Source organism: Tsukamurella ocularis (genome assembly GCF_965138335.1).
GTDB lineage: Bacteria > Actinomycetota > Actinomycetes > Mycobacteriales > Mycobacteriaceae > Tsukamurella > Tsukamurella ocularis_A.
On record NZ_CBCSDV010000047.1, the window covers coordinates 12522 to 22395 of the forward strand.

A 9874-nucleotide genomic window follows, 5' to 3' on the forward strand; every position below is an offset into this window, starting at 1 on the left:
AGCCGACGACGAAGCCGCCGTGCACCGGTATCTTCGGGATCCCTCTCCCCTGCAACAACTAACGGATAACGGACAAGCAGATGACTACCCCGCCGCGTCGCATCAACGACCGCTACGACCTGGGCGAGACGCTCGGGTTCGGTGGCATGTCCGAGGTGCACCTGGCCCGGGACACGCGTCTGTCGCGCGACGTCGCGATCAAGATCCTCCGCGCCGACCTCGCCCGTGATCCGAGTTTCTACGAGCGGTTCCGGCGGGAGGCCCAGAACGCGGCGTCGCTGAACCATCCGACGATCGTGCAGGTCTACGACACCGGTGAGGCGCAGACCTCATCGGGGCCGCTGCCGTACATCGTGATGGAGTACGTCGACGGGGAGACCCTGCGCGACGTGCTGCGGCGCGACGGGACCATCGCCCCGCAGGCGGCCATGACGTGGATGGCCGACGTCTGCGCGGCGCTGGACTTCAGCCACCGCAACGGCATCGTGCACCGCGACATGAAGCCCGCCAACGTGATGCTCACCCGCGCGGGCGAGATCAAGGTGATGGACTTCGGCATCGCGCGGGCGATGAGCGACCCGTCGGCGGGCATGACCCAGACGGCGGCCGTGATCGGCACCGCGCAGTACCTCTCGCCGGAGCAGGCCCGCGGCGATTCGGTGGACGCCCGCTCGGACGTGTACGCCGCCGGCTGCGTCCTCTTCGAACTGCTCACCGGGCAGCCGCCGTTCACCGGCGACTCGCCCGTCTCCGTGGCCTACCAGCACGTCCGCGAGGATCCGCCGACCCCGTCCGCGATCCTCGACACGGTGCCGCCGGAACTCGACTCCATCACGCTCAAGGCGCTGTCGAAGAATCCCGCGAACCGGTACCAGACGGCCGGCGAGATGCGGCAGGACCTGATCCGGGTGCTCGCGGGCCGCAAGCCCGAGGCGCCGATGGTGCTCTCCGACGAGGAGCGCGACGCGCTGCTCACCGAGCCAGCGAAGCCCCGGCGCCGGGCCGCGACCGCGCCCGTCGCGGCGGCGGCCACCGCCGGCGCCGACGGCGCCGCTGCCACGGAGCCGTCCGACGACGATCCGCCCACGGAGGTCGTGGCCGCGACCCCCGCGGACGCACCCGCCCGCCGCCGGCGCGCGGCGCCCGCCGCGCGTGGCGGCCGGTCGAAGCTGCTCATGCTGCTCTCGGCGGCCGTCATCGCGCTCGTCCTGGTCGGCGGCACCACGTGGTACCTGCTCAACAGCCGCGGCGGCGAGCAGACCGCCACCGTGACCTCGCAGATCGGCAAGCCCGCCGCGGAGGCCCAGGTCGCGCTGCAGAAGCTCCGCTTCAACGTCGAGGTGCAGCGCCTGCCCGACAACGCGGTGCCCGCCGAGCACGTCATCTCGACGCTGCCCGGGCCGAACGCCCAGGTCCCCGAGGGGTCGACGGTGGTGCTGCAGGTCTCCACGGGCCCGAAGATCGCCGGGGTGCCGGACGTCGCGAACAAGCCCGAGAAGGAGGCCCGCGAGATCCTCGAGAAGGCAGGCTTCACGGTGGCCAAGGACGTCAAGAACGACCCGTCGCCGACCGTGGCGAAGGGCAACGTCATCTCCACCAACCCGGCGATCGGCACGAACACCCAGCAGAACACGCCGATCCAGCTCACCGTCAGCTCCGGCAAGGAGCAGGTCCGCGTGCCGGACGTGACCAGCACGCAGGTCTCGCAGGCGGAGGCCAACCTCAAGGGCCTGGGCTTCCTGGTGGAGATCCAGCGCGTCGACAACCCGGCCGCGGCCGGCACCGTCGTGCGGCAGAACCCCACCGGCGGCCAGAACGCCGACAAGGGCAGCACGGTGACCCTGCAGGTGGCGCGGGCGAAGCCGATCACCATGCCGAACGTCATCAACCAGGATCAGAACGCCGCGCGCGCCGCGCTCATCCAGGCCGGCTTCTCGCAGGAGAACATCTCGGTCGTGGTCGACGCCCCGTCGGGCCTGTTCGACCGCGGGCGGGTGTGGCGGACCGATCCCGATGTCGGCGCCCAGGTGGATTCGTCCGCGTCGGTCGTCCTGCACGTCCGGCGGTGAGCCGCCGGCGATCCCGCACGGGGCTCGATCCGACGGTGCCGGGCGCTCAGGCGAGCGCCGCGGCGACCTCCTGCTCGAGCTCGGCGACGCGCGCCTCGGCGACCTCGTAGCCGCACACGGCGAGCCAGTTCGCCAACATCCGGTGACCGCCCTGCGTGAGCACGGACTCCGGGTGGAACTGCACGCCATGGATCGGCAGCTCGCGGTGCTGGAAGCCCATCACCACGCCGGAGTCGGTGCGGCCGGTGATCTCCAGCTCGTCGGGGATCGTGGGCTCGAGCACCGTCAGCGAGTGATAGCGGGTGGCGGTGAAGGGATCGGGAAGGCCGGCGAGCACGCCGTGGCCGTTGTGGTGCACCAGCGAGGTCTTGCCGTGCAGCAGCTCGGGCGCGCGGTCGACCGTCGCGCCGAAGACGGCGCCGATCGCCTGGTGCCCGAGGCACACGCCGAGCAGCGGGGAGGCGGCCGCGCGGGCAGCCTCGACCATGGGCATCGTCCGCCCGGCCCGCTGCGGCGTCCCGGGGCCGGGGCTGAGCAGCACGCCGTCGTACTGCGCGGCCGCCGCGGCCGGATCGTCCAGTCGCGGATCGTCGTTGCGCCAGACGTCCGCCTCCACGCCCAGCTGGCCGAGGTACTGGACCAGGTTGAACACGAAGCTGTCATAGTTGTCGACGACGAGGATCCGCACGCGCTCCAGCGTAGCCGGGTGGGGTGCCGCGGGTACATCCGATAACCTGGCAGGTGAACAGCACCCTGGTAGAAGGAAGCCATGCCGAAGTCGAAGGTCCGGAAGAAGACCGATTACACGATCAACACCGCCACGGATTCGCGCACGCCGGTCAAGGTGAGCGCCCCGTCGGGCCGGTGGTTCGTGGTCGCGTTCCTGGCGCTCATGCTGGCCGGCCTGGCCTGGCTGCTCGTCTACTACGTCGGTGCGGACCCCAACGGCATGGGCGCCCCCGGCAAGCCGCTGGAGTGGATGGCGAACCTCGAGGCGTGGAACTTCGCCATCGGCTTCGGCCTCATGATCGCCGGTCTGTTGATGACGATGTGGTGGAAGTAGCCCTGACCAGCGTAATCACACCGATGTCATTCATCCCCAGCTGTGGATAAACCTGTGGATAACTGGAGCGCCCCGCGCGGCGTGGGCGTCGTGCTGCTCGTCGCGGGCGTCCTGCTGGGCGCCGCGGCCATCGGCTTCCAGGCGATCAAGGACCCCGTCGGCATGGTGCTCGTCGGGATCGGCGTGTTCGCCCTGATCTACCTCGGGGCGCAGGTGCTGGTGCTGCGCCCGCGCCTGTCCGCCGACGGTGCCGGCGTCGTCTACCGCGGCGCGTTCGGCCGCAAGGTCTTCCCGTGGGACGGTCTGGAGATCAAGCGCACGTCCACGCGGCACTGGGGCCGCGAGTCCGTGCTGCTGGAGCTCACGCGCGGCGACGACCTGCTCTTCCTCGGCCGCTGGGAGCTCGGCGAGGCGCCGACGCTGGTCGCCCAGCAGCTCGAGGCCCTGCGGCCCGCCTAGGTCAGTAGCGACGGGCCGTCACGAAGCCGCGGATGCCGGCCACGCGCACGGGCACGCCGGAGGTGACGGCCTCGACGACCTGGCCGTTGCCGATGTACAGGGCGGCGTGGCCGCCGCCGTTGGTGATCACCACGTCGCCCGGGCGGAGCTCCGCCTGCGAGACGGGGGTGCCGGCGCTCATCAGCGAGTAGCTGCTGCGCGGCACGCTGACGCCGGCCTGGTTCATGGCCCAGGTGACGAGGCCCGAGCAGTCGAAGGAGCTGGGGCCCGCGGCGCCGTAGGAGTACGGCATGCCGACCCGGGTGAGGGCGGCGTGGACGACCGACGCGCGGTCGGGCCCGGCCTGGGCGGCCTTCGCCACCGGCGCCTGCGGCGCGGGTGCGGGCGCGGCCTGGGCCACGGCGGGTGCGGCGACGATTCCGATCACGGCGGCTGCGGCTCCGAGGGCCGCGCGCGTCGTGCCGCGGCGGGTGCTGCGGCCGGTCATGGTCTTCGTACTGTCGCTGGACACTTTCGTGGTACTCCCGACTCCGGCGGAGCGGCGCGACGGTCACGCCTCGGTCTCCGCAAGATCACGGCAACGTTACGAAGCTCGGACGGCGGGTGTCCATCTCAGATGGGCCGTTGTGCCGTGAGGATGCTCACCGACCTGCGACGATGGAGACGCGAGTCACGCGAATCCTTGAGAGATCAACAATTCGATGCAGATTCTGATCCACACTGATGGAGCAGTTAGGCGAAGTAAATTCACCGGGAGGCGTGCCCGAAGACACGAAAGCCCGGCCGGATCACCGGCCGGGCACGTGGGTCGCGGGGTTGCTACTCCTCGACGGTGATGGAGTTGATGGTGATCTCCTTGACCGGGCGGTCCGCGCGGTCGGTCTGCGTGCCACCGATGGCGTCGACCACCTTGCGGCTGGCCTCGTCCTCGACCTCGCCGAAGATCGTGTGCCGGTTGTTCAGGTGCGGCGTCTTGCCGACGGTGATGAAGAACTGCGAGCCGTTCGTCGCCGGGCGGCCGATGTTCGCCATGGCCAGGATGTACGGGTGGTCGAAACGCAGCTCCGGGTGGAACTCGTCGACGAAGTCGTACCCCGGGCCGCCGGTGCCGGTCCCGGTCGGATCGCCGCCCTGGATCATGAAGCCGTCGATCACGCGGTGGAAGATCGAGCCGTCGTAGAACGGGCCCGAGTCGCCGCCGGACGCGTTCGTGGTCGTGTATTCCTTGGTCCCCTGGGCGAGTCCGAGGAAGTTCGCCACGGTCACGGGAGCGTGATTGCCGAACAGCGCGATACGGATGTCGCCTTCGGAGGTGTGCAGGGTCACGTGGGCGGTAGCGTTGGAGTTGGTCACGCCGCCATTCTGCCATTCCTTGCACGTGCGAACCCCGGAAGATCGGATAAGAATCGGCGGTGGAAAGACGCTCTCTCGTCCGCTGAAAGGATCACGCCACCGATGGCCACCACCCCTCTGCTCGACGACGCCCTCGCCACCGACGTCGCTCCCTCCGCCCACCCGAGCAACGGTCAGCGGCTCAAGACGGGTCTCATCCAGTCCGTCGCCGGTCCGGCCAACATCGCCCGCGCGCTCTTCAGCCTCGGGCTCTCCCTCAAGGTGAAGGCCCTGACCGCGCTCTACCGGCTCATCCGGTCGTGGATCGCGCCCGCCGAGATCGATCCGGAGCGGGCGATCACGCTGTCCGACGGTGCGCCGTCCCGCCCGGCGTGGCGCACGCCGCTGCTGATCAGCGCGGTCGTCGCGCTGGTGTTGGCAGTGGGCGGCGTCGCCTTCAAGCTGCTGCGCACCCCGTCGGCACCGCCCGTCGCGGCCGAGCCGCCCCGCGTGCGCCCGGCGAGCGGCGCCACGGGCGACAGCGCCCCCGTCGCGGAGCCCGAGCAGGCGGAGGAGACCGAGGAGGACGTGGCCGTCGAGTCACCGGCCGAGGAGGATCCGCGCAAGAAGGGCGAGTAGGCCCTACCCGCGCCAGCCCGCGGGCTGGTGCGCCTGGATGGCGAGCAGGGACCAGGCCAGCGCGATCACGAAGAACAGGCCGTCGAGGCCGCCACCGCCCCCGCGGTAGTGGAAGGTGGCCGAGACGATGATCGAGATCAGCGCGGCCGCCCAGAACAGAGCGCAGCGGCGGTTCATACCCCCAGGGTATGCCGCCGCTGCGTCGTGTCACATCCTCCGGCCTCGGTGCGTGTCGCCGACGGTCCGTCGCAGAACTGCACCGAGGCGCGCTCAGACGGTGGCCGGGACCGCCCCGGAGCCGCTCCGCACCGTCAACCGGTGCAGTAGCTCCGCCCCGATCAGCCCGATGGAGCCCCACAGGATCGCCTGCGCGAGGAACGAGTACGTACGGAACCAGTACAGGTCGTCGGGATCGAAGCCCTCCGGCGTCGCCACCGTCGCGGGCAGCACCAGACAGGCGAGCACGAGGCCCACGATCACGACGGCCCCGCCGGCCAGCGCCGCCGCGTAGGCGCCGAGGCGCGGCACCGCGGCCAGGCCGATCACCCAGGCGGCCGCCACGAGCGCCAGACAGACCGCGACCATGAGCAGGTACGCGCCGGTGCGCTCGCGGATCGTCCCGGGATCGCCCACGACGGGCGGGTTCGGCGGGTACTTCAGGTACGGCAGCGCGTAGATCCCGGCGAACAGTGAGCCGGCGACGGCGAGCGCGACCGCCCGCGGCGTCCACTGCGCGAGCCTCGGCGCCGCGACGCAGTAGGCCACCGCGAACAGCGCGCCCATCGCGACCCCGAACAGGATCAGTCCGGCGCCCAGCCCCACGTTCTGCTGGACGGCGCGGGTGAACAGCTCCGGCTCCTCCGCCATGCCCGCCATCCCGGCGTGGCCGGCGTGCTCGGCGGCGTTGCGGGCCTCCTCGAAGGCGACGGCCCGGCCGATGATCGGCTCCACGAGGATCCGGCCGAAGACGAACGCGAACAGTCCTCCGATCGCCCCGGCGAGTGCGCCCCGGGCGATGACGTGCTTCTCCATTTCTCCCCCGATCAGTGGCAGGGGAAGCCCAGGAAGTGCCGGGCGTCGTGGAAGAACTCGTGCACGTGCATGTCGTTGCCGAATACCGACACGGCACCCTGGTCGATGCCGATGAAGTAGTAGGCCAGCACGACGGCGATCAGCGTGGCGCCAAGCCACAGGGCCCGGCGGGAGACGTGCAGGGAGAGGTCACCGGCGTGGGCGGTGGTGGATGCGTTCGCCATGGGCGGCGCTCCTTCGTCCGGGGTTTCGCGCCCGGGTAGGGGTTTCGACGGTGCCCGGTCGCCCGGGCATGCCGGTGCGGGTCTGGCTTCACAGTGGCGCGACCGCTCCCCGATGGGATTCCGCATCCGGCTCGCGCAGTGTAACCCGCGGTCACACTTCCGTCAGACCTCTCCCGCCGGAGCGCCGGTAGTCCCGGCCGAGGTGATGTCCACGGGGACTTCAACGTGCCGGCGAGGGGGTGCTCGGTGTTCCGCCTATCCTGTCCGCGGCCCGCCCCGCGGCCGCCGTGCCAGCTCCGCGATCCCGGTGAGCAACCGGTCCGTGTCGTCGTCGGTCACGAACGCGTGGCCCGAGATCCGGAGGACCGCGGGCAGATCGCGTCCGCCCAGGTCGCGGCGGGCCGACGAGGCGACGCTCGCCCCGACCGTGACGCCGCGGGCGGCCAGCTCCGCGCGCGCCGCGACCGCGTCCACCCCATCGATCGTCAGGGTCACGATCGCGCCGACCGGTCCGCCCGCGGGGTCGCGCAGCGTCACCCCCGGCAGGCCGGCCAGAGCGTCGCGGATGGCCCGCGCCCGCGCCGCGAGTTCCGCGTACACCTGCTCGGGGCCGAGGTCCAGGAGGTAGCGCGCGGCCGCGCCCAGCCCCAGGCGGGCGGCGATGTCGCACTCCCAGGTCTCGAAGCGGCGCGCGTCCGGCGCCAGCTCGTAGGCGTCGAGGGCGGTCCACTGCGCGCTGTGCAGGTCCACCGAGCGCGGTTCCATGGTCTCCAGCAGTGCCTGCCGGACGTGGAGGAATCCGGTGCCGCGCGGCCCGCGCAGCCATTTGCGCCCGGTCCCGGAGATCGCGTCCACGCCCAGCGCTGCCGCGTCGACCGGGATCTGGCCGATCGACTGGCACGCGTCCAGCAGCACGCTCGCCCCGACGGCGCGGGCCTTGGCCGCGATTTCGGCGACCGGCTCCACGAGCCCGCTCTGGGTGGGCACGTGCACGAGGGAGACGAGCGCGACCCGTTCGTCGAGGACCGCGTCCAGCGCCTCGACATCGGTCCGGCCCTCCGCGTCCGAGGGCAGCACGACGATCTCGGCGCCGACGGCCCGGGCGCGCTGCAGCGCGGCGACGGCGTTGGTGGCGTAGTCGACGTGGCTGACCGCGATCCGGTCGCCCGGGCGCAGCGGGACGGCGTAGAAGAAGTCGGCCCAGGCGCGGGTCGCGCTGTCCGACAGGGCGATGGATCCGGGCGCGGCACCGATGAGCTCGCCGAGTGCGGCCGCGACGTCGGCGAGGTCCTCGGCGCGTTCCCCGGCGGCCCGGTAGCCGCCGATCTCCGCCTCGCGGCGCAGGTGCGCGATCTGGGTGTCCAGGACGGGCCGCGGTGGGAGCGACGAGCCGGCGCTGTCGAAGAACGCGGTCTCGGCCCGGCCGGGGGTATCGGCGCGCAGGCGCTCGAGGTCCAGTCCCATACCCCGCGACGATACTGCGAGACCCAGCGCGGAGCCCTGACACGCATTACCGTGAGCGTGTGGTCGGCGCGGTGGCGGACATGAGCGCTCGGGCGACCCTGGCGGGGCGCACCGAGGCCGAACGGCTGGTTCGGCAGTGGTGCTTCCGCCGCGGCCCGACGGGTCTGTTCGGTGCCGAGATCGAGTGGTTCTGCGCCGGCCCGGACGGCGACCGCGTCGCCCTCGACCGGCTCGGCGCCGCGCTCGGCACGCACGCGCCGGCGTCGATCGTCCCGGGCTCCCCGGCGGAGCCGCTGCCGGGCGGCGGTGTCGTCAGCGTGGAACCGGGCGGCCAGCTCGAACTGTCGAGCGCTCCCGAGTCGAGCACGGCCGCGCTCCTCGCCGCGCTCGCCGCCGACGAGGCCCGGCTGCGGACGATGCTGCGCCTCCACGACATCCGGATGCTCGCGGGCGCCGCGGAGGAGCGGCGGCCGCCGCAGCGACTCCTGCGCCTGCCCCGCTACGACGCGATGGAGGGCCGGTTCGATCGCCTCGGCCCGCACGGCCGGCTGATGATGTGCTCGACCGCGGCCGTGCAGGTCACGGTGGACGCCGGGGCCGACGACGCCGAGATGGAGCGGCGCTGGGCGATGCTGCACGCCATCGGCCCGGCGCTGGTGGCCGCGTTCGCCGCGTCACCACGCCTTGCGGGTGTACCCGAGGGCCGCTGGGCGTCCCAGCGCCAGCGCACCTGGCTCGCCCTCGACCCGGCGCGCACCCGGCCGCTGTCGTACGGGCGGTACCCCGCCGCGGCGCTGGACGTGCCGCTCCTGTGCATCCGGAGCGCCGACGGTGCGCCGTCGCGCGCCCCGGACGCCGACGTCACCTTCGCCGATTGGCTCGACGGTGCGCTCGACGACACCGTCGGGCGCCGTCCCGGCGAGGCCGACCTGGCCTACCACCTGACCACGATCTTCCCGCCGGTGCGGGCCAACGGGTACTACGAGATCCGGTACCTCGACGGACAACCGGGGGACGGCTGGCGAGTACCCGTCGCCGCGGTCGCCGCGCTCTCCGCCTCACCGGCGACCGTGGCGGAAGCAGTGCGGGCGGCGGCCGGCACCGAGGAGCTCTGGGTCGACGCGGCGCGGGACGGGCTCGCCGTGCCCGAGCTCCGCCGGGCCGCAGTCGATCTCATGACCGTCGCCGCCACCGCGGCAGCGCCGACCGAACGCCCGCCGATCTGCGCGGCGGAGCGCCGGTGCCGCGCCGGCCGCGCGCCCGGAGAGGAATCGCCATGACCGCCCCCTCGCTCCACGATCGTATCGTCGACGCGCTCGGCCGCGCGCGCGTGCGCACGGGCCTGCTCACGGACTCCGTCGCCGATGCCGAGCTGATCGCCCAACACTCGCCGCTGATGAGCCCCCTCGTCTGGGATCTCGCGCACATCGGCAGCCAGGAGGAACTGTGGCTGGTGCGCGACGTCGGCGGCCGCGAGGCGCTCCGCCCCGACATCGACGACCTCTACGACGCCTTCCAGCACGCCCGTGCCGATCGGCCCGCCCNNCGGGCGAACGCATCGGCCTCGAACCAGGAGACGTGCACGACGGGCT

The 9874-nt window shown here is 72.3% G+C and carries 13 protein-coding genes; 6 read left to right on the forward strand and 7 right to left on the reverse strand.

Annotation, left to right across the window (positions count from 1 at the left end; translation table 11 throughout):
* Positions 1-80 precede the first annotated feature (80 nt).
* Positions 81-2069, forward strand: a complete 1989-nt coding sequence (pknB, locus tag ACNAYW_RS23530; RefSeq protein WP_415852040.1) for a Stk1 family PASTA domain-containing Ser/Thr kinase — start codon at positions 81-83, stop codon at positions 2067-2069.
* A gap of 46 nt (positions 2070-2115) precedes the next feature.
* Here the strand turns inward: pknB and ACNAYW_RS23535 are convergent, their stop codons facing one another.
* The gene (locus ACNAYW_RS23535; protein WP_415852041.1) at positions 2116-2757 is read right to left on the reverse strand and encodes an aminodeoxychorismate/anthranilate synthase component II; all 642 of its coding nucleotides are present in this window, start codon (positions 2755-2757) and stop codon (positions 2116-2118) included.
* 81 nt (positions 2758-2838) lie between these two features.
* Between ACNAYW_RS23535 and crgA the strand changes: the two genes are divergently transcribed.
* Positions 2839-3132: a cell division protein CrgA gene (gene crgA, locus ACNAYW_RS23540; protein WP_146489378.1), complete on the forward strand. Its 294-nt coding sequence runs from the start codon at positions 2839-2841 to the stop codon at positions 3130-3132.
* Positions 3133-3186: 54 nt separating this feature from the next.
* Positions 3187-3591, forward strand: a complete 405-nt coding sequence (locus tag ACNAYW_RS23545; RefSeq protein ID WP_415852042.1) for a PH domain-containing protein — start codon at positions 3187-3189, stop codon at positions 3589-3591.
* A gap of 1 nt (position 3592) precedes the next feature.
* On the opposite strand, the gene ACNAYW_RS23550 is transcribed toward ACNAYW_RS23545, so the two are convergent.
* On the reverse strand, positions 3593-4078 hold the full coding sequence (locus ACNAYW_RS23550) for a C40 family peptidase (protein ID WP_415852043.1): 486 nt from the start codon (positions 4076-4078) through the stop codon (positions 3593-3595).
* Positions 4079-4410: 332 nt separating this feature from the next.
* A complete protein-coding gene (locus ACNAYW_RS23555) occupies positions 4411-4944 on the reverse strand; it encodes a peptidylprolyl isomerase (RefSeq protein WP_415852044.1) in 534 nt (177 codons plus the stop codon).
* A gap of 102 nt (positions 4945-5046) precedes the next feature.
* On the opposite strand from ACNAYW_RS23555, the gene ACNAYW_RS23560 reads away from it, so the two are divergent.
* Positions 5047-5562 carry a hypothetical protein gene (locus ACNAYW_RS23560; RefSeq protein ID WP_415852045.1) on the forward strand — a complete coding sequence of 172 codons (516 nt, stop codon included), beginning with the start codon at positions 5047-5049 and terminating at the stop codon, positions 5560-5562.
* A 3-nt stretch (positions 5563-5565) separates the two neighbouring features.
* Here the strand turns inward: ACNAYW_RS23560 and ACNAYW_RS23565 are convergent, their stop codons facing one another.
* The 4 genes from ACNAYW_RS23565 to ACNAYW_RS23580 form a co-directional block, all read right to left on the reverse strand.
* A complete protein-coding gene (locus ACNAYW_RS23565) occupies positions 5566-5739 on the reverse strand; it encodes a hypothetical protein (RefSeq protein WP_415852046.1) in 174 nt (57 codons plus the stop codon).
* 93 nt (positions 5740-5832) lie between these two features.
* Complete coding sequence (locus ACNAYW_RS23570; RefSeq protein ID WP_415852047.1) at positions 5833-6594, reverse strand: CbtA family protein; 762 nt, start codon at positions 6592-6594, stop codon at positions 5833-5835.
* 11 nt (positions 6595-6605) lie between these two features.
* Positions 6606-6818 carry a CbtB domain-containing protein gene (locus ACNAYW_RS23575; RefSeq protein ID WP_068537498.1) on the reverse strand — a complete coding sequence of 71 codons (213 nt, stop codon included), beginning with the start codon at positions 6816-6818 and terminating at the stop codon, positions 6606-6608.
* 255 nt (positions 6819-7073) lie between these two features.
* A complete protein-coding gene (locus ACNAYW_RS23580; RefSeq protein WP_415852048.1) occupies positions 7074-8282 on the reverse strand; it encodes an aminotransferase class V-fold PLP-dependent enzyme in 1209 nt (402 codons plus the stop codon).
* An 80-nt stretch (positions 8283-8362) separates the two neighbouring features.
* Here ACNAYW_RS23580 and egtA point away from each other — a divergent pair, with 80 nt between their 5' ends.
* Both egtA and ACNAYW_RS23590 read left to right on the forward strand, forming a co-directional pair.
* Complete coding sequence (gene egtA / locus ACNAYW_RS23585; protein ID WP_415852050.1) at positions 8363-9562, forward strand: ergothioneine biosynthesis glutamate--cysteine ligase EgtA; 1200 nt, start codon at positions 8363-8365, stop codon at positions 9560-9562.
* The coding region (locus ACNAYW_RS23590; RefSeq protein ID WP_415852049.1) for a DinB family protein at positions 9559-9826 on the forward strand (268 nt) is incomplete at its 3' end. The genes egtA and ACNAYW_RS23590, both read left to right, overlap by 4 nt.
* Positions 9827-9874: the final 48 nt, after the last annotated feature.